The sequence below is a fragment of the Chitinibacter sp. S2-10 genome (genome assembly GCF_046530675.1).
Classification (GTDB): Bacteria; Pseudomonadota; Gammaproteobacteria; order Burkholderiales; family Chitinibacteraceae; genus Chitinibacter.
The window spans coordinates 494,119-519,044 of record NZ_CP172558.1 but is presented as its reverse complement, the minus strand read 5'-3'; the positions used below and the strand labels follow the sequence as shown (position 1 = coordinate 519,044).

Genomic DNA, 24,926 nt, shown 5'->3' with positions numbered 1-24,926 from the left:
CACGATTGAAATCGTATTTCAGAAACCAAAGGGCGTTGTGACATGTTTAAAATCAATACGATTAAAGCGCAATTAATTGTGGTGACTTCATTGGTCGTCATCGCCATTCTGGCAGTATCGGCACTGACCTTTTACACCAATACCAATGAATTTATTAATAACCGGATTCAAAATTCGGAAATGCCCGCGACCGTAGCCAGTATTCGTAATGAAATTGAACGGCAAATTGCCGGCCCATTATCCGCCTCGCGAACCATGGTGAGTGATCCCTTTTTGCTCGACTGGGCGGCCAGTGGTGAAACGCCTGAAAAAATGGCGCTCTGGAAAGAATATGCCCAGAAGGTCATCGCACTGAATCAAGCCGATTCGGCGACATTTATTCCGGTCGCGAGCGGCCATTATTATAATCAGCACCAGTTGGCGCGAACCTTGAATAAAGATGATCCGGGGGCTGCGTGGTTTTTTGCCTTCTTGAGTAAAAATATCGATTACGAGCTCAATCTCGATACGGATCAAAGTAATCCGACCGAAATGATGCTGTTTATCAATACCCGGGGCAAAAATGCACAAGGTGTTGAGGCGGTTGGCGGGCTGGGTTTGAAAGTGTCTCGCCTTGCAGCAAAAATTCGCGAGCTCAAGGTCGGTGAGCAAGGGCAGGCGATGCTGGTGAAGGCTGATGGCCAGATCATGGTGCATCGTGATAGCACACTGATTGCCAAGAAAAAAATCGCCGAGTTGCCAGGAATGGCAGACGTGGCGCCAGTGTTGCTCAAACAGGGCGAGTTTAATTTTGGCCGTTACTCCGCTGCGGATGGTTCCCGGCTGGTGGCTTCATCGTATATTCCCACGCTTAATAGTTATGTCATGATCGAGTTGCCCGAGTCCGAAATCGCTGAGCCTGTGCAGGCGATGCTGGCCAAAATTATCGGCTTTATGGTGCTGATGGGGGTTATCGGTTTGCTGGTGATGATCTGGATTGCACGCAGTATTGCCGGTCCGATCAGCGAAATTGCCAAAACACTCGATTGTCTCTCGACGGGTGATTTGACGCAGGAGGTTCGCATTACCGCCAAAGCGGGCGAGTTATATATTCTCCAGACTGCAATGCAACGCATGGCAACTCGCTTGTCGGCGATTATTCGCGAGATCAAGCTTGCGAGTGATGAAATCACTTTTGCCTCCAAAGAAGTCAATTCTTCGGCGCATTCTTTAAGCTCGTCAGCCAGCGAGCAGGCCGCCAGTGTCGAGCAGACCAGCGCCTCGATGGAGGAAATTTCAGCGTCGGTGACCGCCAATAGCAGCAACGCACAAACGACCAGCCGCATTGCCACGGAAGCGGCGCAGTATGCCGAGGAGAGTGGTAGGGCAACCAAAGATACCGAGGTGGCCATGCGGCAGATTGCCAAGAAAATTGGCATCGTTGATGAAATTGCTTACCAGACCAATCTGCTGGCGCTTAATGCCGCAATCGAGGCGGCCAGAGCCGGTGAGCATGGACGCGGTTTTGCGGTGGTCGCCGCTGAAGTACGTCGCCTGGCCGGACGAAGTCAGGAAGCTTCGCAGGAAATTGGTGCTTTGGCGGCCAATAGTCTGCTCTTGGCCAATCAGGCTGGCCAGCAGCTAGACACCATGCGGCCGGCCATTCAGCAAACGGTTTCTTTGATTCGACAAATCTCTGAAGCTTCTAGAGAACAGGATATGGGTATTTCACAGGTGAACTCGGCCATTGCCCAGATTACCTCGTCAACCTCATTAAATGCGTCGTCGTCCGAAGAGCTGTCTGCTACATCATCCCTGCTGGCCGAGCAGGCGGAAACTTTGAATGAACAGGTGTCATTCTTTAAATTGAAAACATAGTTGTTGCGCTGTTCATTGGAAATGAAAAAAGCCGACGGTGTGCAATCGACATCGCCGGCTTTTTGTCGCAAGGCCTGATTACTCGCCCATACTTTCGATCACATGGTTCTGATTGGTGTAAATACACAGATCACCCGCGATTTCGAGCGCTTTTTTGACGCAAACTTCGGGTGGGTAATCGGTGTTTTCGAGCAGTGCGCGCGCTGCGGCCTGAGCATAAGCGCCGCCTGAGCCAATCGCGGCAATGCCGCCTTCGGGTTCGAGGACGTCGCCGTTGCCGGTGATGACCAGTGTTGCTGTCGGGTCAGCGACAATCAGCATGGCCTCCAGTCGGCGCAACATCCGGTCGGTACGCCAGTCTTTGGCCATTTCAACGGCTGCACGGGTCAGGTGGCCCTGATGTTTTTCCAGCTTGGCTTCAAAACGCTCAAACAGTGTGAAGGCATCGGCGGTGCCGCCGGCAAATCCGACGATAACCTGATCACGGTAGAGTTTGCGAACCTTGCGCGCAGTGCCTTTGATAACAATATTGCCCAGCGTGACCTGACCATCACCACCGACTGCGACATGGTTGCCACGACGTACCGAAACGATGGTGGTGCCGTCAAATTGCTCCATGATTGACTCCATTCAAATATGCAATTTTGACTAAATGGCGGCGAACAGGAGCAAATGCAAGTTGTTTGACCGGCTGGGACTGGGTTTATTTGCGGGGTTCGATCGTCAGCATGTCGCTGATGCTCATGACGCGTAGCAAGGCGAAAATCAGTGGATTGACGTTGATGAAGCGGACTTGACGTCCTTCTTGCAACCATTGCATCGCGAGGTTAAGAATTTGTCCGGCCGAATCAAAATCAATGCGGCTGACATAGTGCAAGTCAACTGTCGGAGAAAGGCTTTTTTCAACCAGTTTGCCCAGTTGCGCCAGTTGCTCGGGTTTGTCGGCACTGATCGCGCCGTTGAGCCTATTGCTGGCTTGCTCTTCGGCGTCTCTTTGGGCTTTGGCGGCAGCTTCTTCCTTGGCAATGACTTCGGCTGATTTGGGGACTTGTCGTACATCCCATGACGGCGGGGAGACTTCGTAAGTGATTGCATAATCGACCGCGAGGTTTTCAAATTCCTCCTGCAAGCCCATAACTTGATGCAATTCGATCAGCAAGAGCCAGAATGGTGCCTCTGCCGGATGACGTCGTCCCACTTCGATTTGGTTTTTCAACAAGCTGATCAGATGCTGGCTGTCAATCAGTTGCAAGCTATTGGGTTTTTTATGGCTTTGTTGTAGCGCGGTCAGAATTTCGGCTGCGGCAATGGTGTCGATGGCAGTGACTTTGCCCAGATCCAGCCGGACGTGATTATTTTTTTCCAGTAGGCGATAAAAATTTTGCAGTGGCTTGTCGATGGTATTGTGCGCGAGATGTCCCGTAAAAACACAATAGGCGCTGGCGGCTGGCTGGTTTTTGTTGTTGTGTAATGGTTCTTGCCAGGTGGGCGGCGTTTTCTCGAATTCAACGACGAAATCGAGTCCCAGCGCTTCAAATGCGTCGCGCTGATGATGCTGCTGCAGCAATTCAAATAACATCAACCAGGATTCAAGACGACGTTTGCCGGCAAAGTGTGGTTTGTCATGCAGCAATACTTTAATGGCTTCGCCGGTCTGGCCATTGGCGTGCAGCATCGCGGCCTGTTCTTCGGCCGGGCTGAGATTGTCGCTGCTGCTGGAAACTTCAATCGATAATTGTGACAGATCATAATGATTGTCGGGCGCGGCTGTTTCGGCGCGCGTGTCTGTCGAAGCACTTTGTTCGGTCTGTTCAGTTTGTTCGCGGCGCGGCTGGGTTGCAGTGCCAAGCTGGGTATTTGGCGCCGTTTGTGTCAGGACGTCTTGTCCGTCGGAATCTTTTTTGCGGAAGAACGAAAACACTGCGGTAATCCTGAGTCGTTGAGACAAAAAGACACTATCGGGTGTCGCTGCCTATTTTACTGCGTATATGAGCCTGCCGTCTTGTTAACTTGTCTTGCTAGCAGCCTGTCGGTGCTTGGGTTACGTTCTGTGCTGGCATGCTGAGCCGCCTCAATTACAATGATAAAACGATAGTCCGGAAAAATACTTTCAATATGCTTTTATCTTATCGATCAATTGCGATGAAAAAATACCTGATTCGCTTGGCATCTGTGCTGGGCGGCATATTGTTGCTGGGGGTGATCGGCATTTTTGCCTTGCCGCCCTTACTCAAACCCTATCTGGAGCAGGAAATCGGCCGAGCCTTGAAGCGTGACGTCCGCTTGGGGCATCTGGCAGTCAACCCGTTTCTGTTCAAGCTGACACTGGATGATCTGAGCATCCGTGATCGTTATGGCGAATTTGTCGCGATTAAAACGCTGGTTCTGGATGCAGAGTTGATGTCGCTGGTGCGCGGCGGCGTTGTCCTGCGGGAGCTGACGCTGCAGGCACCGAAAATCAATATCGTCCGACTGGACGATAAAACCTTCAATTACTCCGATTTATTGCCGTCTAAGTCGTCAGCCACGTCATCGAGTGAAGCTTTGCGCTTCGCACTTAACAATATTCGGATCACGCAGGGGCAGCTGGTGCTGGATGACCAAGTCAAAGGCGTCAAACAGACGCTGGATCAGTTCAATCTGGCATTGCCTTTTTTGTCTAACCTGCCGCAAAGGATTGACGACTATATCGCGCCGGCTTTGTCGGGTCGGATTAATGGCAAGATTTTTGCATTAAAAGGGCAGAGCAAACCGTTCAAGAACAGTCTTGATACCTCCCTGAGGTTTAGTCTTGTAGGTCTTGACCTGACTAAATTTGCTGAATATACCCCGATGCCTGATGCAGTGGATTTGCGGAGTGGATTACTTGATGCCGAGGTAGATCTGGTTTTCCGGCAGGAAAAAACGCAAGCGAGCCTGTTGCTCAATGGGCAATTGGCGCTCAATGACACCCGTGTGCAGCTGGAGCAGCAAGATGCTTTGCGCTTTAACAAATTGTCGATTGGGCTGAATGGGCTCAAACCGTTGGTCGGTGACTGGCACTTTGGCAAAATTGCGCTAGACGGGCTGGATCTTCAGCTGGTTCGCAATGCACAGGCACGTTTGAACTGGCAGGTGCTGCTCCCGGCTCCCGCCACACCCGCCAGTCCAACATCTGCCGTGCCGCGTATCACCGTGGACGAATTTGCGCTGAATGGCGGCAAAATAGCTTGGCGAGATCAGGCGGTATCGCCTGCCATCGAGCAGCAAATCACTGATTTTTCGCTGGTCGGCAAGGATTGGTCAACCACTGCGAAAAAAACGTTCCCGCTTCGGCTGAATGCAAAAACGGCCGATGGCGCACAGTTGCAGCTGGATTTGCAAGCGAGTGCACAACCTTTGCAGCTGAGCGGCAAGGCTCAGCTTGATGCCTTGCAGTTGGGGGCTTTTTCGTCATATTACGCGCCTTATTTCAATGGCCGGCTGGATGCACTGCTGAGCAGCAAATTCGATCTGGGCTGGCAATCTCAGATCGGGCAATTCCAGATTAAGGCGGCTGATCTCAGCTTGGCGCAGCTTGCGGTCAAATTACCGCAACAAAAGCAAAATGCCATCAGCATCGACACGCTGGAAGTGAACGGGCTTGAGCTCGACAGCGCGACACAATTGATTGACATTGCCCGGCTACAGAGCCAGAACGCCAAATTTGATGTGCAGCTCTTGCCCGGGCAGCGCATCAATCTGATGAGCTTGCTGGTGGCCGCTCAGCAGGCTGCGGGTAAACGCCCGGCCAGTAAGCCGCTTGCGGTTTCGGCGACTGAGGCGCCGTGGCGGCTGCGGCTCAAGGAGGCTCAGCTCGACCAGTACGCTGTCCGGCTGGAGGATCGTACGCTGGAGAAACCCACTCCGCTGGAACTGCGCCAAATTACGGTCAATCTGCAAAATCTGGATACCCAGACCGGCAGTAGCGCGCAACTTGATGTGTCTGCGCTGAGTGGGCGCAAGTCCAGTCTGAAACTGAGCGGTCCTTTTGTTCTTCAGCCTTTTTCAGGGCAATGGCAGCTTGATTTTCGCGGGCTTGATGCGGCTTATGGCCAGCCGTATTTCAACCGCCTACTGAATATTTCGCTGGCCAGCGGTTTTGTTGATCTGAAAGGGCGACTGACGCTGGCAACTCACCCGCAATTTTCCGGTTCGTATCAAGGTTATTTCGGCGTTCGACAGTTTTACGCGCTGGACAAGTTAACGGGCGACGATTTCCTGAAATGGAAAACACTGGCGATCAATGGTTTGAAAGCCAATTTTGTACCACCCAAAGTCGATATTGCCGAGGTGAAGCTGGATAATTTCTTTTCACGGCTGATTCTGTCGCCCAACGGCAGGATGAACCTGCAGGACATCATGGTCGGTGAAGGCGGGGAAGCGTCGGTTACGCGCGAGTCGACGGCCACGCAGGGCGTCAAGCCGGCAACAGCCAGTGCCGTGTCACCAGCGCCGGTGCCGATCCGGATTGGCAAGATTGTGCTCAGCGGCGGCAATATCCGTTACAGCGATTTGCTGATCAAGCCCAATTACACGGCCAATCTGACGGGCATGGGCGGGCAGATTGCCGGCATTTCCAGTCAAAATGACACGCGTGCCAGCCTTGATCTGAAAGGCAGTGTCGACAATATTGCGCCGGTGCAAATCCAGGGCGCACTCAATCCGCTGTCCAGTCCGCCGTTTTTCGATCTGAAAGGCGGTGTCAAAGGGTATGAGCTGACCTCGGCATCGACCTATGCCGAGAAATACGCGGGTTATGGCATTAGCAAAGGCAAAATGTCGATGGATATGGCCTATTTCATCGAGAATGGCCAGTTGAAGGCGAGTAATCAGTTGTTCTTGGATCAATTGACGCTGAGCGATGAAAAAACCGATAGTCCGGAGGCGACCAAGCTACCCGTGAAATTTGTGCTCTCGCTGCTGACCGACCGTCGCGGACAGATCAAGCTGAATCTGCCGATCGAGGGCTCGCTAAATGATCCGCAATTTAAAGTTGGCGCCGTGATCTGGCAGGTGATCGGCAATTTGCTGGAAAAAATCGTGACTTCGCCTTTTGATGCGCTGGCCAGCGCTTTTTCCGATGGCCCCAGCCTGTCTTATATTGCCTTCGAGCCCGGCTCGGCGCGCTTGGGTGATGAAGCGAAAAAATCGATCACGCAGTTGGCCGCCGTGCTTGATGACCGACCCGGCTTGCGACTGGAAGTGGCTGGCTGGGCGAGTTTGAGCGACGACGGTGACGGTATCCGCCAGCGCTTGTTGCGCCAGAAGATGCGGGCGATCAAGGCGGAGAAAATCAGCGAATCCAGCGAATCGGTGCAATCGGATGATGAAATCAAAATCAGCGAAGAAGAAAAACCGGCATTGATTGCGGCGGTGTACAAGCAAAGCAAGTTCGACAAGCCGACCAATATTTTGGGGATAAATAAAAAGTTGCCGGTCGATGAAATGCAGGCGCTGATTCTGAAAAATACGCTTGTTACTGATCAGGATTTGCTTGCGCTGGCCAATTTCCGTGCCAGACAGGTTGATGCCGCGTTGAAAGCGGCTGGGCTGGCTGCGGAGCGGATTTTTATCGTTCAGCCGCAAATCAATCCTGAACCGCCAGACTCCGATAAGGGAACGGTTTCGCGGGTTCAGTTTAAACTGCAGTAGGGGTATATGGCTGTAGCTATTTTTTATTAATGGCTATAGCAACATACCCTTGGTATGTGCTTTAGGTGGGTGGCGCGTGTTTGCGGCGGAAGTAGGCGGTATTGGCGTAAAAAGCATCGTCTTGCAGCGCAAACCAGCCGGGAATGCCCAGATAGGGTAGCGCGGGTAATTGACGTGGTTTTTGTAGCCAGTCGGCATTGATCAATGTGCTGAGGTGCTCATCCAGATAGGTATATTGCGCCAGCGGATCGAGCTGGAAAAAAGTCGTTTCGACCTTGACCGGCCAGCATTTGCCGGTCAATCCAATAAAAGGCGCGAGCAGGTTTTCAAAATTGGCGTGTCCAAATGACAGCGCTGAAATTTGCTGACCCCAGCTCTGACGATGCTGAACAAATAATTCGTGCCAGCGGTGATCGATCAATAGCTGTAGCAAACCTTCGTCGCAGTAGGGTAAAACCAGCCCGCATTCGTCAAAAAGGGTCGCCGCATCGCGCGCCGTGCCGCGTACTTTGCTGTCAGGGTTGGCGTTAATAATGCGTTGGTGCATGGCATTGAGTGCGGATTTGCTACGTGGAAATGCATGCCAGATCATGGCATTGAAGGTGTCATGCCAGTTCAGCCGCGTCGCGACGTGACCATGACGATAGATGGCCAGTTCATAATATTCGGTGATTTGCTCGCTGGGGACAAAGCGAATCGGTGCGCCACCGGCGCTGTGTGCCACGATGGGGAGTTGTTGCCAGTCTGTGTAATCGGGCGGAGCGGAAAATTGCGCCAGATGCGTTCGAATCGGCGCAAAAGCAGGGTGTTGTTCAAACAGCGTGGTGGGCCAGTCAGTCATTGTGACTATCATCATATAAAAACAAATACCGCCCTAAGCGACGGTATTTGTTGGTTATTGCAATTGAATCCGGAAGTTTAAGCCAGTACGGCCAGTGCTGCGTCGTAGTTTGGCTCATCCTTGATTTCTGCGACCAGTTCACTGTGCAGAACCTTGTCATTGGCGTCCAGCACCACGACAGCGCGAGCTGCAACACCAACGAGTGGTCCGCTGCCGATTTCTACGCCGTAGTTTTTCAGAAACTCATTGCCGCGCATCGTCGACAAGTTCACGACATTTTCCAGACCTTCAGCGCCGCAGAAACGGCTTTGCGCGAAGGGCAGGTCGGCAGAAATGCACAATACCACTGCGTTTTCCAGGCTGGCGGCCAGTTCGTTAAAACGGCGAACCGAAGCGGCGCAAGTGCCGGTGTCAACGCTAGGGAAAATGTTCAGGATTTTGCGCTTGCCAGCCAGGCTCGCCAGCGTGACGTCGGATAGATCTTTGGCGACGAGTGAAAAAGCCGGCGCGGCGCTGCCAACGGCCGGGAATGTACCGTTCACACTGATTGTGTTGCCGCCTAAAGTAACTGTAGACATGGGATGGGTTCTCCAATGGATGTGAAAATATTATTGATTTTTACGTGCTGCCCAAAACAGATGGGGGCTGGAACGCATAAAAAAAGCCGGGAGACCGGCTTTTTTTATGCGTGTGATCAGCAAATCATTTTGCCTATTCTGCTTCGGGCTCTGCTGCTGGCGGATTGAGGATGTCCAGTGCTTCCTGGTACTGAGGCTCATTCATCAATTCGGGAACCAGCTCAGCGTAGAGTACGGTGTCATTGGTGTCGAGTACCAGCAAGGCCGTGGTCATGAGCCCGGATAAGGGGACATCGGTAATCATCACGCCATAGTCTTTGTGAAAATCTCGACCACGCAAGGTGGAAAACAATTGAACCTTGCGAAAATTTTCGGCTTCGGCGATGCGGGACAGGGCATAGGGGGTGTCGACTGAAACCGTCATAACGACTGTGTTGCTCAGCTCGTACGCGAGTTTTTCCAGCTGGCGGGTAATGGTCAGGCCGATGGCTGCGTCAAGGCTGGGAACGACTGCAATCAGTTTGCGCTGCCCCCAGAATTTGGATAGCGCCACATCCTGCAAATTGGTGTCGACGAGCATAAAGCTATGTGCGGTATCGCCCGCATGTGGAAAGCGCCCGCCAATACTGATTGGTGCGCCGTTAAGCATGACTGTGGACATGTGTTTTCCCCGGAAAAATTCTCTCTCCAGTATGGCTGGTGGCAGGGGAAATACAAGTTGTGAAAACAGTGGTGTAGCGGGTTTTAGTCGTAAAACCAGAACAGCGAGTAGCCGGTTGAGTTGAGTTCGCCAAGGTCGAGCTGCAAGAAAGCGTGCAGTTCGTTATTGGGTAATATCGAGGTCAGTTGCGCTTCGTCCTCGGTGAGATATTCCTTGGCGGAAAAGACTTTCTTGGCAACGATTCGCTCGTGCTCGTCGGTGAGCGTGAGTTCTAGTTTGGGGAGCGCCTGCTCGTAAGGAGCCAGATTGCGTAGCGTAGCCTTTACTTGGATCAGTGTTGGGTGCTCCGGAATATAAGTCAGCTCCGACCATTCCGAGCGCAGCATGTCGCCTTGACGTGGCAAGGGCATCTCGCAATGCAAATGAGTGCACAGCGCAATCCATTTGGGGCGCAGAGCCGGGAACTCGCGGCTGAGTTCAAGTCGCAGGTTGTAAACCAGTTGCAGAGCCAGCGCGACAAAAGCGATAAAACAGCCTAAGGACCAGAGCCAATTGAAACGACTGGTTTTTGGCGCCAAAAACAAAGGATCACTTTCGTCGAGGATGGGGCGGTATTCGCTTTCGTCCTTGAGTGCGGCTTGTTGTGCGCTAACCTGTGATTCGTCCGTTTCTGGCAATTCAATGCTTTCTGGTGCAGCTATTTCTGTGTGTTGCCGCATTTTGCGCTGTTTGCGGATTTTTTCGCGTTGCGTCTTTTGCTGTAATCGAGCCAGCGATATTTTGAGCTCGGATTGATCCGGTTCGACAAGCTGCTGTTGAGCTGTTGTTGGCTCTGGCGCGGGATTTGGTGCTGCCAGCTCTACCTGAGGTTTGCTGACTGGGGCTATCGTGGCTTTTTGCTCTGTGCCTATCGGTTTTTCCTGGGGTATTGCTTGTTGTTGCTCTGCCTTATTGATTTCTGGAGATATACCTTGCTCGGTATTACTGGCTTCTGTTTGCTTGTTTGGGCGTGGTGTTGTTGAGGCTTGCTGTAAAAAATCACGCGCGTTAAAAATGAAAGCACAACGACCGCAGCGCACCTTGCCTTGGTGTGCTGCGAGTTGTTCGTCGGTGACGCGAAATGAGGTGCTGCAATTAGGACAGCGCGTGATTTGGTTCATGGCTCGATTTTAACCGATAAACGGCGATTATTTACGTATGCCTGATAGGCAGACCCAGCCTTCATGTTCGTTTGGCGCAACAAAATCAAACCATTCACCATAAATGGCGGTGATTTCATGGGCCTGTTCGGACAGAATGCCCGATAGCACAATCCGGCCACCTGCACGGCAACGGCCTGCCAGCAGAGGCGCCAGTGCTTTGAGTGGATTGGTCAGAATGTTGGCGACGACGACATCGTATTTTTGTGCTGGCGCAGCATCAGGCAGGAAGAAGCGGCCACTAACGCTGTTTTGTGCGGCATTTTGTTCGGAAGCAATCATGGCTTGTTGATCAATATCGACGCCGTCAGTTGAACCTGCACCCAATTTGAGCGCTGCAATCGCCAAAATGCCGCTGCCACAACCATAATCCAGCACGGTTTCGCCACCTTGGATATTGGCATCAAGCCATTGCAGGCAAAGTCGCGTTGTCGGATGGCTGCCGGTACCAAAGGCCAGACCCGGGTCGAGTTGGATATTAACCGCCTTGGGGTCGGGGCATTCGTGCCAGGTCGGCGTAATCCATAAGCGTGGCGAAATTGGAATCGGATCAAATTGCGATTGCGTCAAGCGTACCCAATCTTGCTCTTCGACTGTAATGACTTCGAATTGAGGTTGAGTTTGGCCTAATTGATTGGCCGCGGCCGCAACGATCAGTGGTAGCTCCACATCAGCTTCAAATAATGCAATAACTATACTGGTGTCCCAGAGTTGATCCACCGGTTCACCGGGTTCGCCAAAAATCGGCCTCTCGGCGCTGGTGCCGGCGGCGGCATCTTCAATTGAAACCGAAAGTGCGCCCAAATCAAATAGCGCATCGGAATAACCCTCTGCATGGGTTGAGTCAGTGGTCAGGCGGAGTTCTTGCCAAGGCATATTGCGTCCTAAATAGATCATGGTTCTATTGAATGGGGCGAATTGTCGCACCTATTCATTATCAATGAATAGTAATTCAGCAGATTTAATCGATGCCCGGGTGATGTCGAGGAGGCTTGCCTATAACCCAATAAGATTAAGCTGCATTGCTAAGCTAAGAATTGCTGGTTAATAAAATCAATTACTTAACGCCTTTGTGGCATTTTCTTGCTCGATAGCAGTTGACGGGTTCCGGTCCGATGGGTATAGTTCGGCCTCTCTGCTGATGACGCAACGAAACGAAGTGTGTTTCTTGGTTGTTCAGCCCGATCTTTAACAATCTACAGCCGATGAGTGTGAGCCCTTGATTCGTAAGTCAAATCAAGTGCTTGCACTCAATTGAAAAGAAAATTGAAAGACGAACTCTTTAGAGTTTATCTCGCAGTTTCTTTGAGTATTGAAGTACAAGCCAAGTAGTAAAAATAGCATAGCGATTAAACGAAAGAGTTTGATCCTGGCTCAGATTGAACGCTGGCGGCATGCTTTACACATGCAAGTCGAACGGCAGCACGGACTTCGGTCTGGTGGCGAGTGGCGAACGGGTGAGTAATACATCGGAACGTACCCAGTAATGGGGGATAACTATCCGAAAGGATAGCTAATACCGCATACGCCCTACGGGGGAAAGAGGGGGATCGCAAGACCTCTTGTTATTGGAGCGGCCGATGGCTGATTAGCTAGTTGGTGAGGTAAAGGCTCACCAAGGCGACGATCAGTAGCGGGTCTTAGAGGACGATCCGCCACACTGGAACTGAGACACGGTCCAGACTCCTACGGGAGGCAGCAGTGGGGAATCTTGGACAATGGGCGCAAGCCTGATCCAGCAATGCCGCGTGCGTGAAGAAGGCCTTCGGGTTGTAAAGCGCTTTTGTCTGGGAGCAAATCCTTGTGGCTAATACCCACCGGGGATGAGAGTACCAGAAGAATAAGGACCGGCTAACTACGTGCCAGCAGCCGCGGTAATACGTAGGGTCCAAGCGTTAATCGGAATTACTGGGCGTAAAGCGTGCGCAGGTGGTTTGTTAAGCGCGATGTGAAATCCCCGAGCTCAACTTGGGAATTGCATTGCGAACTGGCTAACTAGAGTACGGCAGAGGGGGGTGGAATTCCACGTGTAGCAGTGAAATGCGTAGAGATGTGGAGGAACACCGATGGCGAAGGCAACCCCCTGGGCTGATACTGACACTCATGCACGAAAGCGTGGGGAGCAAACAGGATTAGATACCCTGGTAGTCCACGCCCTAAACGATGTCAACTAGTTGTTGGGCTTTTCGGAGCTTAGTAACGCAGCTAACGCGTGAAGTTGACCGCCTGGGGAGTACGGTCGCAAGACTAAAACTCAAAGGAATTGACGGGGGCCCGCACAAGCGGTGGATGATGTGGATTAATTCGATGCAACGCGAAAAACCTTACCTGGTCTTGACATGTACGGAATCCTTGAGAGATCGAGGAGTGCCTTCGGGAGCCGTAACACAGGTGCTGCATGGCTGTCGTCAGCTCGTGTCGTGAGATGTTGGGTTAAGTCCCGCAACGAGCGCAACCCTTGCCATTAGTTGCCAGCATTCAGTTGGGCACTTTAATGGGACTGCCGGTGACAAACCGGAGGAAGGTGGGGATGACGTCAAGTCCTCATGGCCCTTATGACCAGGGCTTCACACGTCATACAATGGTCGGTACAGAGGGTCGCTAACCCGCGAGGGGGTGCCAATCTCACAAAACCGATCGTAGTCCGGATTGCACTCTGCAACTCGAGTGCATGAAGTCGGAATCGCTAGTAATCGCGGATCAGCATGTCGCGGTGAATACGTTCCCGGGCCTTGTACACACCGCCCGTCACACCATGGGAGTGGGTTTCACCAGAAGTAGGTAGGCTAACCGCAAGGAGGCCGCTTACCACGGTGGGATTCATGACTGGGGTGAAGTCGTAACAAGGTAGCCGTAGGGGAACCTGCGGCTGGATCACCTCCTTTCAAGAGCAAGACCTGCGGGTCAAGGACTCACACTCATCGGCTGTAAATTTGAAGATACAGAGACGACTTCATTCATAAATGAAAGAAGTTGTTGAGTTGGAAGCTGGGTCAGTAGCTCAGTCGGTTAGAGCACCGTGTTGATAACGCGGGGGTCATAGGTTCGATTCCTATCTGACCCACCATTGACGAGTCAATGGAAACAGCTTAGTCATGCCAGATTGGGGGATTAGCTCAGTTGGGAGAGCACCTGCTTTGCAAGCAGGGGGTCGTCGGTTCGATCCCGTCATCCTCCACCACGCCTTGCGGCGAGCACTGTGCAAGCGGTGGCGCAGCAAACAAGAGTTCAGAATTCAGTCAGTAGACGAATCAGAAATAATGATTCGGTCTGGTGATTTTGTTCTGGTTTCTTAAATCAGACCCACACAGGAATGTGTGACTGTATCGTTCTTTAACAAAATAGAAGAAGTAATATCTCCTAATTAAACAATGTGAAAACAGGGTAACTTGTTTTTACAGTAATAAATTGGGTTGATTGTATCTGCTGATCGAAAGATCAGCCGTTGTAGGACCTGAGAAACCCTACAACAAGTCGTAAATACGAAACTCTGACCAAGAGTACGGTAAAACGTGTTTGAGGTTATAGGATCAAGCGAATAAGTGCATCTGGTGGATGCCTTGGCGATGATAGGCGACGAAGGACGTGATAGCCTGCGATAAGCGTGGGGGAGCTGGCAAAGCGCTTTGATCCCACGATTTCCGAATGGGGAAACCCGGCCCTTTTGGGTCACTCATCACTGAATACATAGGTGATGTAGAGCGAACGCGGTGAACTGAAACATCTAAGTAACCGCAGGAAAAGAAATCAACCGAGATTCCCAAAGTAGTGGCGAGCGAAATGGGAAGAGCCTGTACGTGATAACTCAAAGCTTAATAGAAGGCAATGGAAAGTGCCGCCATAGTGGGTGATAGCCCCGTATATGAAAAGCATTGGGTGGTACTAAGCGTACGAGAAGTAGGGCGGGACACGAGAAATCCTGTTTGAAGATGGGGGGACCATCCTCCAAGGCTAAATACTCATCATCGACCGATAGTGAACCAGTACCGTGAGGGAAAGGCGAAAAGAACCCCGGGAGGGGAGTGAAATAGAACCTGAAACCGGATGCATACAAACAGTGGGAGCCCACAAGTTGGGTGACTGCGTACCTTTTGTATAATGGGTCAGCGACTTACGTTCAGTAGCAAGCTTAACCAAATAGGGGAGGCGTAGGGAAACCGAGTCCGAATAGGGCGCACAGTTGCTGGGCGTAGACCCGAAACCAAGTGATCTAGCCATGGCCAGGATGAAGGTGCGGTAACACGCACTGGAGGTCCGAACCCACTAACGTTGCAAAGTTAGGGGATGAGCTGTGGCTAGGGGTGAAAGGCTAAACAAACTTGGAAATAGCTGGTTCTCCTCGAAAACTATTTAGGTAGTGCCTCATGTATCACTGACGGGGGTAAAGCACTGTTATGGCTAGGGGGTCATCGCGACTTACCAAACCATGGCAAACTCTGAATACCGTCAAGTGCGAGCATGGGAGACAGTCCTGGGGTGCTAACGTCCTGGGACAAGAGGGAAACAACCCAGACCGCCGTCTAAGGTCCCAAATGATCAATTAAGTGGAAAACGAGGTGGGAAGGCACAGACAGCCAGGATGTTGGCTTAGAAGCAGCCATCATTTAAAGAAAGCGTAATAGCTCACTGGTCGAGTCGTCCTGCGCGGAAGATGTAACGGGGCTCAAATTGATAACCGAAGACGCGGATATGTACGATGTACATATGGTAGAGGAGCGTTCTGTAAGCCTGTGAAGGTGTCTTGAGAAGGATGCTGGAGGTATCAGAAGTGCGAATGCTGACATGAGTAGCGATAAAGGGGGTGAAAAGCCCCCTCACCGAAAACCCCAGGTTTCCTGCGCAACGTTCATCGGCGCAGGGTGAGTCGGCCCCTAAGGCGAGGCAGAAATGCGTAGTCGATGGGAAACAGGTTAATATTCCTGTACTTGGTATTAGTGCGATGTGGGGACGGAGAAGGTTACCTCAGCCAACGGTTGGAAGAGTTGGTTTAAGCGTGTAGGCGTGTAGCTTAGGCAAATCCGGGCTACTTTAACGCTGAGGCGTGATGACGAGTCGACTTGTCGACGAAGTGAGCGATACCCTGCTTCCAAGAAAAGCCACTAAGCTTCAGCTAATATCGAACCGTACCGCAAACCGACACAGGTGGGTAGGAAGAGTATTCTAAGGTGCTTGAGAGAACTCGGGAGAAGGAACTCGGCAAATTGACACCGTAACTTCGGGAGAAGGTGTGCCTCTAGTAGGTGAAGGTGTACAACTGGAGCCCAATGAGGCCGCAGAGAAATGAGGGCTGCGACTGTTTATCAAAAACACAGCACTGTGCTAACACGAAAGTGGATGTATACGGTGTGACGCCTGCCCGGTGCTGGAAGATTAAATGATGGGGTGCAAGCTCTTGATTGAAGTCCCAGTAAACGGCGGCCGTAACTATAACGGTCCTAAGGTAGCGAAATTCCTTGTCGGGTAAGTTCCGACCCGCACGAATGGCGTAACGATGGCCCTACTGTCTCCTCCCGAGACTCAGCGAAGTTGAAGTGTTTGTGAAGATGCAATCTCCCCGCTGCTAGACGGAAAGACCCCGTGAACCTTTACTGTAGCTTTGCATTGGACTTTGAAGTGGTTTGTGTAGGATAGGTGGGAGGCTTTGAAGCTGGAACGCTAGTTTCAGTGGAGCCGTCCTTGAAATACCACCCTGACCCCTTTGAGGTTCTAACCTTGGTCCGTTATCCGGATCGGGGACCGTGCATGGTAGGCAGTTTGACTGGGGCGGTCTCCTCCCAAATTGTAACGGAGGAGCTCGAAGGTCGCCTAGGTACGGTCGGACATCGTACTGATAGTGTAATGGCAAAAGGCGGCTTAACTGCGAGACCGACAAGTCGAGCAGGTGCGAAAGCAGGACATAGTGATCCGGTGGTTCTGAATGGAAGGGCCATCGCTCAACGGATAAAAGGTACTCCGGGGATAACAGGCTGATTCCGCCCAAGAGTTCACATCGACGGCGGAGTTTGGCACCTCGATGTCGGCTCATCACATCCTGGGGCTGTAGCCGGTCCCAAGGGTATGGCTGTTCGCCATTTAAAGTGGTACGTGAGCTGGGTTCAAAACGTCGTGAGACAGTTTGGTCCCTATCTGCAGTGGGCGTTGGAAGTTTGAGGGGGGCTGCTCCTAGTACGAGAGGACCGGAGTGGACTGACCTCTGGTGTACCGGTTGTCACGCCAGTGGCATTGCCGGGTAGCTAAGTCGGGAATAGATAAGCGCTGAAAGCATCTAAGCGCGAAACTAGCCTCAAGATGAGACTTCCCTAGGTCTTTAAGACCTCTAAAGGATCGTTCGAGACCAGGACGTTGATAGGTCGGGTGTGGAAGCGTAGTAATACGTTAAGCTAACCGATACTAATAGCCCGTGAGGCTTGATCCTATAACCTGAGACGCGTTGTTGCGATGAAGGTGCAATTGACCCGATTGCGAATTGAATAAGATAAAGAGAGACCGGTGAAGCGAAAGCTGAGCTGATGAAAGATTACTTCTTCTATTGATTTCGAGTGGTTGCAAAGGTAAAAGCCTAAGCAGTCAACTCACCCAGTTTTGTCTGGTGACCATAGCGAGGTGGTCCCACTCCTTCCCATCCCGAACAGGACAGTGAAACGCCTCAGCGCCGATGATAGTGCGGATTGCCCGTGTGAAAGTAGGACATTGCCAGACTCCCTAAAAGAAAAGCCCAGCTCAACCGAGCTGGGCTTTTTGTTGGGCGCGAGATAGGTAACGGCTAGAGGGGGTATCTACCTGCAGGCTAATTCAAGACTAAGCTGCAGAAAGATACCCTGTGCTGATAGCCCTCGTTTAGCTCAATACTTGAGTTTTGGCCAGATTACGTGGCGTATCAATCACATTGCCTCGCAGCATGGCACTGTAATAGGCTAATAACTGGAGTGCGACGATGTAACAGATCGGCGCGAGTTCCTTGAGTCCGCCCGGCATGTGAATGACATTAAAGCGTTCGCTGGATGCCAGATTGCCATCTGACAGGACGTAAAGATTTCCGCGATTGCTTCGAATGTCGTGCAGATTGCTTAACATCCGTTCAGCATGTTCATTCCAGGGAAGGCAGGCGATGACGGGCAGATTTTCGTCGATCAGAGCAATTGGTCCGTGTTTGAGTTCGCCGGCGGCATAGCCAAGGGCATATTGATAAGCAACTTCCTTGAATTTGAAAGCGCCTTCCAGTGCCACCGGATACATGGCATGGCGGCCAATGACAAATAGATTGGTCTGAGTATGAATTTCACCAGCCCAGCGGCGCAGCGCTTTCGTCTGTTCCAGTGTGCTTTGAATGCAGGCACCCAGTCGGCGCATTTCTTCTTCTGCGCTGGCCAGTCGATTGGCGGGCGTCAGTTTGTTGGATTTGCCGATCGTTAATGCCAGTTGAAAGAGCAGCAGCAATTGAGCGGTAAATGATTTGGTTGAGCTGACCGAGAGCTCTTCGCCAATATTGGTCAGAATGCAAAAATCGGTAATGGTTGTCAGCGTGCTCGCTGGCGTATTGCACAGCGCCAGGCTATGCGGGCTGCCTTTTTGTTGGGCATGTCGTATAGCTTCCACAGTGTCAGCTGTTTCGCCGGACTGCGAAATGGCAATAATTAATTCCTGATGATGTGGATGAATATCGCGGAAACGGTATTCGCTGGCCAGTTCGACTTGAGTTTTCAAGCCAGCCAAGGATTCAAACCAGTAACTGGCGATCATTGCAGCATGAAAGCTGGAGCCACTCGCGAGTAGCGTAATGCTTTGCAGTGCCGACAGTTTGGCCAGCAGGGGGGCAGGAAATACGGTGCCGGCAAAATATTTGTCGACCTGAGCTGGCAAGGTCAACGCCTGATTCTGGATTTCTTCCAGCATGTGATGGGGTACATGCAAGCCGCTATTGGGCGCCATCGATAATGGACTTGGATCAGCCTGGGGATGGCAAAGTACCGGTGAGCTTAAACCGAAGCGTACAATTTCGCCGCGGGTGATTTCATGTACCGGATTGGCTCGCTGACGGATCAGTTGTGCACTGCTGGAGCAAATCTGCCGTAAGCCGGGTTCCAGCCCCAGGTACAGCGGGATGCCGAGATTGACCGCATAAACGTGCTGTGGCTGCTGATGATTCTGACAAATGAAAGCAATGTCCCCGGCAAATTTGCCGCTAATGGCTGTAATTGCATCGCTCAGTGCGACATCGCCCTGTTGTGCCAGCATTGCACCGATTAAATTTGACAATGAGCATCCGGGTGAAAGCTGGTATTCCTGCGCCAGTTGCTGATGGTTATTGCAGGCACCGAGTGCACAAATACTGAGTTTGCCCTGATACAGAAAAGGTACGATTGCGCCGCTATTGGAAAACGCCGCCATTAACCAGCGGCTGGCTTCCTTGAAAGTGATTTTCTGGACTGGCGCTTCCAGGCTCAGTCGCTGGATTTTGGTTTCGTCACCACTGCAATGGACAATCGCTAGCTGGCTGTCATGCGCACCGAGGACGGGGAGCGTTTCAGCCAGGGTGGGCATGACGTTTTGCGGGGCGATCAGGGCAATGATTTCAGGCATGGTGTTCAATCCGGAATTGACACCACTTTGGGCGTCCACCGTGCCATATTAAGTTAATTCTGGCGATTGGCTGTCAATAATCTGGCTTTGACATCTAGGGTTGACGCAATTTAACGACGGCTATTTTTCTGATTCTCTGCTAGCCAGCTTAAACAATGCCAAGGCCGCTTCTCTTTGCTCGGCGTGATCGACAATCGGAGGAAAATAATCCGTGTCCTGCAAGAAATTGGCCGAGCGGCGGGTGCTTGCTTTGGCTTCCCACGGCGCATGAATCGCATCGTCGGGTAGCTCGGCCAGTTCCGGGCAATAGCGACGAATAAAACGCCCTTGCGGGTCGAATTTTTCCGATTGCGACACCGGGTTGAAAATGCGGAAGTAAGGTTGTGCATCACAGCCTGTCGACGCCGCCCACTGCCAGCCGCCGTTATTGCTCGCCAGATCAAAATCAAGCAAATGCTCGGCAAAAAATTGCTCGCCCCAGCGCCAGTCGATCAACAGATCCTTGACGAGGAAACTGGCGGTAATCATACGCAGCCGGTTGTGCATATAGCCGGTTTGCGTGAGTTGGCGCATCGCTGCATCAACGAGCGGATAGCCCGTTTCGCCGCGACACCAGGCATCGAATAATTCCGGATGGTTAGGAAATGGCAGCGCATCGTACTCTGGCTTGAACGTATGCTCGACGACATCCGGGCGATGCCATAGAATTTGTTGATAAAACTCGCGCCAGATCAGCTCGGATAGCCAGGTTTCTGCGCCTGCGCCACCGTGGTTGAACGCATAGCTAACCAGCTCACGAATCGACACGGTACCAAAACGCAAATGTACCGACAAATAAGAAACCCCTTTGACCGCCGGAAAATCGCGTGCTTCCTTGTAATCATCAATGCGGTTTTTGAAATCCTCAAACAGCTTTTCGCCGCCACTCATTCCCAGTGGTACTTTCAGCTCGGTCAGGTTGGTTTTGGCAAACCCCAGCTCTTTGAGCGATGGAAAATACTGCGCTTTCATCGGCAGCAATTTATGAATGAACTTCTGCACCGGCCATGGTTTCATTGCCTTGCCATCGAGCTTGGCGAGCCATGCGCGCTTATAGGGCGAAAAAACGCTATACATTGTTCCGGCTTGGGACAGGACTTCATCCTGCTCGAAGATGACCTGATCCTTATAGGTATTGAAATAGCGGCCTTGCTGTTTAAGGGCTGCAGCTACATGCCCATCCCGGGTAATTGCGGCGGGTTCGTAATCGCGGTTACAGTAAACCGCACTCGCGCCATATTGTTCGGCCACAGCCGGAATTTCGACGACCGGGTCACCGTGGCGGATCACAATATCAGTGTTGTACGCGCGTAGCGCCGTTTTGATGTCTTTCAGTGCTTCCCAGATAAACTCGACGCGCCGATCATACTTGGGCAAGCCCGCCAGAATCGTCGTGTCAAACACAAAAGCCAGCACCACCTGATCGGCATTTTTTAGTGCGGTATACAGTGCGGCGTTATCAAAAATACGCAAATCACGGCGCAGCCAAACAATCGCGGTGGTGGTCATGGTGTGTCCTTGTTTTACTCAGACCCGAATGGTAACGCATTGTGTAACGATGCTGGTGGCGTATAAGCAATTCGCGCTAAACAAAAGGCTGGGCTTGGGTGCGGGAGGGCGGCATGAAGGGCAAAGCTATGCAATAATCACGGCTATGGAAAATACCGCTGAAATGAATCTCGCGCGTCACTTTCTGGTGGCGATGCCCAATCTGACCGACCCGATTTTTTCGCGTTCGCTGATTCTGATTTGCGAACATAATGCGGCCGGGGCGATGGGCGTGATGCTTAATCGTCCGCTGGGAATGACGGTCGAGGCCTTGTTCGAACAACTCGATCTGGAGCTGCATCGCCCGGATGTCCGCGATCTGACGGTGTATTTTGGCGGGCCGGTGCAAACCGAACGTGGTTTTATTCTGCACTCCCCGTTGGAAAGCTGGCAGGCATCGCTGGCGGTCGGCGACGAGCTTGGGCTGACGACTTCACGCGATATTTTGAATGCGGTGAGCGAGGGGAGTGGACCTGCGCAAATGTTTGTTGCGCTGGGTTTTACCGGCTGGGAAGCGGGGCAGCTCGAAAAAGAAATTGCCGAGAACTCCTGGCTGACCGTGCCGATGAGCGATATGAGAATCCTGTTCGATGTGCCGTCCGAAGGGCGTTATGATGCAGCATTGGCTTTGCTCGGGATTGATGCAGCGATGCTGTCCAAGGATGCGGGTCACGCATGAAATTGGGGCTCTTTGCTACTACGCCAGCGCTAGACTTTGCCGTGCGCTGCTCGAGCTCCTCATGGGCATTAGCCCATTCCGGGCTCTGTGCTGCTACGTCGCGTCTATCACTGGCTCGCTACGCAAATCGCTCCCAATTTCGTCTTTCTTGGACTGCATTCTAATGAGCACGATCCTCGGTTTTGATTTTGGCGAAGTTCGCATTGGCGTCGCGATGGGCTCGACCGAGCTGGGGATCGCGCACCCACTCGAAACCATTGCTTTGGAAGGGAATGACAAAAAATTTGCGCGCATCGAATCTTTGATCAAGGAATGGCAGCCTTCTGCGCTGGTTGTTGGTTTACCGGCCTATCTGGATGGTAGCGAACATGAAATCAGCCGTCTCGCGCGCAAATTTGCCCATCGTTTAAATGGCCGTTTTAGCTTGCCAGTTCATCTGGTCGACGAGCGCCTGTCGAGTGCTGCTGCCACGCAGGCGCTCAATGAAACTGGCCTGCGCGGTCGCAAACAAAAACCGGCACTTGATCAGGTTGCCGCGATGCAGATTTTGCAAGCGTATTTTGATGGAATTGGCCTGCTTTCCTGAGTGCTATGCCTGGTATATTGCTGTGGCTGTTTTTGGCTAAGCCTTCTGTGGCTATACCCCTGTCTACTTAAAAGCCTCCACCCCACTTGCGTGCTCGGCTAATCCTTTGCCGTACTCGAATAATCGGGGGCTTTGTGCGACAATCGCGGACAATCTTGATGCGGCGAGGAGTTGACAATGAGCGGTTTTGGTAAGCATTTACTTTCGGTAACCCAGTTCGATCTCGAATCGGTCGAGGCGCTGATGCGGCTGGCCGCGCAAATGGAGCCGATTGCCCAGCGCCGCAAAGTCACCCGCGTGCTCGAAGGCGCTGTACTGGGTAATCTGTTTTTCGAGCCATCGACGCGGACGAGGGTGAGTTTCGCCGCCGCTTTCTGCCGTCTGGGCGGATCAACTTGCGATACGACCGGATTTACTTTCTCGTCGATGGCCAAGGGCGAGTCGATTTACGACACCAGCCGTGTGATGAGTGGTTATGTCGATGCGCTCGTTGTACGCCACCCCGACGCCGGCTCGGTCGCCGAATTTGCCGCAGCGACGAATATTCCAGTCATCAACGCCGGCGATGGCCCGGCCGAACATCCTAGTCAGGCGCTACTCGACCTGTATACGATCAAGCAGGAATTTGTCCGTCTGGGCAAACAGATCGACGGCGCGAATATCGTCATGGCGGGCGACTTGAAATACGGCCGCACTGTACATTCACTCGCCAAATTGCTCTCGCTGTACCGCAATCTGCACTTCACCTTCGTTTCTCCCAAAGCGCTGCAAATGCCGGCCTATGTCCTCGATCTGGTCGAAGACCGTGGCCACAAAATCACCGTTACCGATCAGTTTGATTTCGACACGCACCGCGCCGATGTACTGTACGCAACGCGGATTCAGAAAGAACGCCTGACCGGCGAGCTGATCGAAGGCTACAGCAGTGAGCAGCAAATCAATGCGCGCCTGCTCGATTCGCATTTCTCAAAAAACATGATTGTTATGCATCCGCTGCCGCGCGACAGCCGCGAAGGCGCGAACGATCTGGGTGTTGATCTGAACCGCGACGAGCGGCTGGCGATTTTCCGCCAGACCGACAATGGTATTCCGGTCCGGATGGCGATTTTCGCCTCATTGCTTGGCGTAGAAAACCTGGTGCTCAAAGACATGCGTGACGTGCAATGGCGCGTACCCGATTACTTCGGCCCGGATGACGCGCATTTTCACAATTTGAGTTGAAAACATGTTCATGACATGAATAAAAAATGGCGCCATTTCGGCGCCATTTTTTTTGTATAGCTTGTTGGGTATGTTTATGTAGTGATTGACAGGTGTGGCGTATAGCCACATACCCGCCAGATCTACCGAAGCGCCCTCGCTTAGCCAAACAGTCCTTTCCACCATAGCCGGATCGTATCCCAGGTGCGGCCAAAAATATTGGCTTCTTCGACTGACGTGATCGCCACTAATGGGCGCTCGCTCAATACTTTGCCATCCAGACTGATTTTCAGCGTACCGACTTGCTGGCCGTATTTGATCGGCGCAATCAAGGGGTGAGCGATCAGTTGTTCGATTTTGAGCTTGGCCGCTTCGCCTTTGGGAACGGTCACAAACTGATCGTTGGTAAAGCCCACGGCCAGTTGCGCTTCCTTGCCTTTCCAGAGCTCGGCTTGCTGCACGGCCTGTCTGGCGGCATAGAGCTTGGGCGTTTCAAAAAACTGCGTACCCCAATTGAGCAATTTCGATGATTCATCAGCGCGCACTTCGGGGCCGCTCGTGCCAACAACGACCGAAATGAGCCGGCGGTTGTCACGGCGGGTGCTAGCGACCAGATTGTACCCGGCGCTTTCGGTGTGGCCGGTTTTCATTCCGTCAACGAACGGGTCGCGATACAGCAGCAGGTTGCGGTTCGGCTGATTGATGTTGTTGTACTTGAATTCCTTGATCGAATAGATGTGATAAAAGTCAGGGAAGTCGTTGATGATGGCGGTGGCCAGACGTGCCAGATCGCTGGTTGTTACATGCAGCGCCGGATCGGGCAGCCCGGTCGAATTGGTGAAGTACGAATCGTGCAGACCAAGGCGTTTTCCTTCGGCGTTCATCATCTGCGCAAAAACTTCCTCAGAACCGGCAATCGCTTCGGCCAGCGTCACGCAAGCGTCGTTACCGCTTTGTACGATCATGCCTTTGATCAGATCATCGACGCGCGCCGGTACTTTCGGATCGAGATACATCCGCGAACCTTCGGTGCGCCAGCCTTTTTCCGAAACATATAAAGTCTGATCGAGTTTGAGTTTGCCTTCCTTGACCATTTTGAATGTCAGATACGCGGTCATCAATTTGGTCAGCGAAGCAGGTTCAACGCGCATGTCAGGGTCACGCGCAGCCAAAATTTGTCCGCTTTGCTTGTCATACAGGTAATAGGATTTGGCGGCAATTTCAGGAACCGGCGGGGTAAAAGCGTGTGCAAGCGGGTTGGTAAAAACAGTGGCAATCAGGCTGGCAGTCAGTGCGAGGCGGAGCATATCGGGCATCTTTGAAAAGATTGAACAAGGGGTATTCGAGTGTCGGCAATTATACGGCTAAACCACAGTAATGACCGTATTGACAACGAATTGTTCCCATTGCGCATCCCATATACGCAGGCGTTGTCTGGTGGCTTTTATGTAGGGGAAAGTTCGTAGTTCAATTTGTGGGGCTACA

15 protein-coding genes, 2 tRNA genes and 3 rRNA genes are annotated in these 24,926 nt (G+C 52.2%); 10 read left to right on the top strand and 10 right to left on the bottom strand.

The window, feature by feature from the left end:
* Positions 1-42 precede the first annotated feature (42 nt).
* Positions 43-1,857 (top strand): methyl-accepting chemotaxis protein, encoded by a 1,815-nt coding sequence (locus tag ACG2XO_RS02415; protein WP_410499254.1) that lies wholly within the window; start codon positions 43-45, stop codon positions 1,855-1,857.
* A 78-nt stretch (positions 1,858-1,935) separates the two neighbouring features.
* On the opposite strand, the gene hslV is transcribed toward ACG2XO_RS02415, so the two are convergent.
* Complete coding sequence (gene hslV, locus ACG2XO_RS02410) at positions 1,936-2,475, bottom strand: ATP-dependent protease subunit HslV (RefSeq protein ID WP_410499253.1); 540 nt, start codon at positions 2,473-2,475, stop codon at positions 1,936-1,938.
* Between the two features lie 85 nt (positions 2,476-2,560).
* Positions 2,561-3,778, bottom strand: a complete 1,218-nt coding sequence (locus ACG2XO_RS02405; protein ID WP_410499252.1) for a hypothetical protein — start codon at positions 3,776-3,778, stop codon at positions 2,561-2,563.
* A gap of 221 nt (positions 3,779-3,999) precedes the next feature.
* Between ACG2XO_RS02405 and ACG2XO_RS02400 the strand changes: the two genes are divergently transcribed.
* Positions 4,000-7,530, top strand: coding sequence for a DUF748 domain-containing protein (locus tag ACG2XO_RS02400; RefSeq protein WP_410499251.1), 3,531 nt, complete (start codon positions 4,000-4,002; stop codon positions 7,528-7,530).
* Positions 7,531-7,591: 61 nt separating this feature from the next.
* Here the strand turns inward: ACG2XO_RS02400 and ACG2XO_RS02395 are convergent, their stop codons facing one another.
* The 5 genes from ACG2XO_RS02395 to prmA all read right to left on the bottom strand — a co-directional run bounded on the left by ACG2XO_RS02395 (position 7,592) and on the right by prmA (position 11,685).
* The gene (locus tag ACG2XO_RS02395) at positions 7,592-8,371 is read right to left on the bottom strand and encodes a DUF3025 domain-containing protein (protein WP_410499250.1); all 780 of its coding nucleotides are present in this window, start codon (positions 8,369-8,371) and stop codon (positions 7,592-7,594) included.
* Between the two features lie 77 nt (positions 8,372-8,448).
* Positions 8,449-8,949, bottom strand: a complete 501-nt coding sequence (tpx, locus tag ACG2XO_RS02390; protein ID WP_410499249.1) for a thiol peroxidase — start codon at positions 8,947-8,949, stop codon at positions 8,449-8,451.
* 133 nt (positions 8,950-9,082) lie between these two features.
* A complete protein-coding gene (gene tpx / locus ACG2XO_RS02385) occupies positions 9,083-9,610 on the bottom strand; it encodes a thiol peroxidase (RefSeq protein WP_410499248.1) in 528 nt (175 codons plus the stop codon).
* Between the two features lie 83 nt (positions 9,611-9,693).
* Positions 9,694-10,770, bottom strand: a complete 1,077-nt coding sequence (locus tag ACG2XO_RS02380) for a DUF3426 domain-containing protein (protein WP_410499247.1) — start codon at positions 10,768-10,770, stop codon at positions 9,694-9,696.
* 27 nt (positions 10,771-10,797) lie between these two features.
* Complete coding sequence (gene prmA, locus ACG2XO_RS02375; RefSeq protein ID WP_410499246.1) at positions 10,798-11,685, bottom strand: 50S ribosomal protein L11 methyltransferase; 888 nt, start codon at positions 11,683-11,685, stop codon at positions 10,798-10,800.
* A gap of 475 nt (positions 11,686-12,160) precedes the next feature.
* Between prmA and ACG2XO_RS02370 the strand changes: the two genes are divergently transcribed.
* The 5 genes from ACG2XO_RS02370 (at position 12,161) to rrf (ending at position 17,508) form a co-directional block, all read left to right on the top strand.
* Positions 12,161-13,694 (top strand): 16S ribosomal RNA (locus ACG2XO_RS02370).
* 105 nt (positions 13,695-13,799) lie between these two features.
* Positions 13,800-13,876 (top strand) — tRNA-Ile (locus tag ACG2XO_RS02365).
* Positions 13,877-13,914: 38 nt separating this feature from the next.
* Positions 13,915-13,990: transfer RNA gene (locus ACG2XO_RS02360), tRNA-Ala, on the top strand.
* 347 nt (positions 13,991-14,337) lie between these two features.
* Positions 14,338-17,224: ribosomal RNA gene (locus tag ACG2XO_RS02355) — 23S ribosomal RNA — on the top strand.
* 170 nt (positions 17,225-17,394) lie between these two features.
* Positions 17,395-17,508: ribosomal RNA gene (rrf, locus tag ACG2XO_RS02350) — 5S ribosomal RNA — on the top strand.
* Together the 16S, 23S and 5S rRNA genes with 2 tRNA genes alongside form the textbook arrangement of a ribosomal RNA operon.
* A gap of 138 nt (positions 17,509-17,646) precedes the next feature.
* On the opposite strand, the gene ACG2XO_RS02345 is transcribed toward rrf, so the two are convergent.
* Complete coding sequence (locus ACG2XO_RS02345) at positions 17,647-19,389, bottom strand: SIS domain-containing protein (protein ID WP_410499245.1); 1,743 nt, start codon at positions 19,387-19,389, stop codon at positions 17,647-17,649.
* A 120-nt stretch (positions 19,390-19,509) separates the two neighbouring features.
* Positions 19,510-20,937 (bottom strand): cryptochrome/photolyase family protein, encoded by a 1,428-nt coding sequence (locus ACG2XO_RS02340; RefSeq protein ID WP_410499244.1) that lies wholly within the window; start codon positions 20,935-20,937, stop codon positions 19,510-19,512.
* A 145-nt stretch (positions 20,938-21,082) separates the two neighbouring features.
* Here ACG2XO_RS02340 and ACG2XO_RS02335 point away from each other — a divergent pair, with 145 nt between their 5' ends.
* The 3 genes from ACG2XO_RS02335 to ACG2XO_RS02325 all read left to right on the top strand — a co-directional run bounded on the left by ACG2XO_RS02335 (position 21,083) and on the right by ACG2XO_RS02325 (position 23,462).
* Complete coding sequence (locus ACG2XO_RS02335) at positions 21,083-21,655, top strand: YqgE/AlgH family protein (RefSeq protein ID WP_410499243.1); 573 nt, start codon at positions 21,083-21,085, stop codon at positions 21,653-21,655.
* A 163-nt stretch (positions 21,656-21,818) separates the two neighbouring features.
* Positions 21,819-22,241, top strand: coding sequence for a Holliday junction resolvase RuvX (gene ruvX / locus ACG2XO_RS02330; RefSeq protein ID WP_410499242.1), 423 nt, complete (start codon positions 21,819-21,821; stop codon positions 22,239-22,241).
* A 177-nt stretch (positions 22,242-22,418) separates the two neighbouring features.
* Positions 22,419-23,462, top strand: a complete 1,044-nt coding sequence (locus tag ACG2XO_RS02325) for an aspartate carbamoyltransferase (RefSeq protein WP_410499241.1) — start codon at positions 22,419-22,421, stop codon at positions 23,460-23,462.
* A 140-nt stretch (positions 23,463-23,602) separates the two neighbouring features.
* On the opposite strand, the gene ACG2XO_RS02320 is transcribed toward ACG2XO_RS02325, so the two are convergent.
* Positions 23,603-24,748, bottom strand: coding sequence for a D-alanyl-D-alanine carboxypeptidase family protein (locus ACG2XO_RS02320; protein ID WP_410499240.1), 1,146 nt, complete (start codon positions 24,746-24,748; stop codon positions 23,603-23,605).
* Positions 24,749-24,926 lie beyond the last annotated feature (178 nt).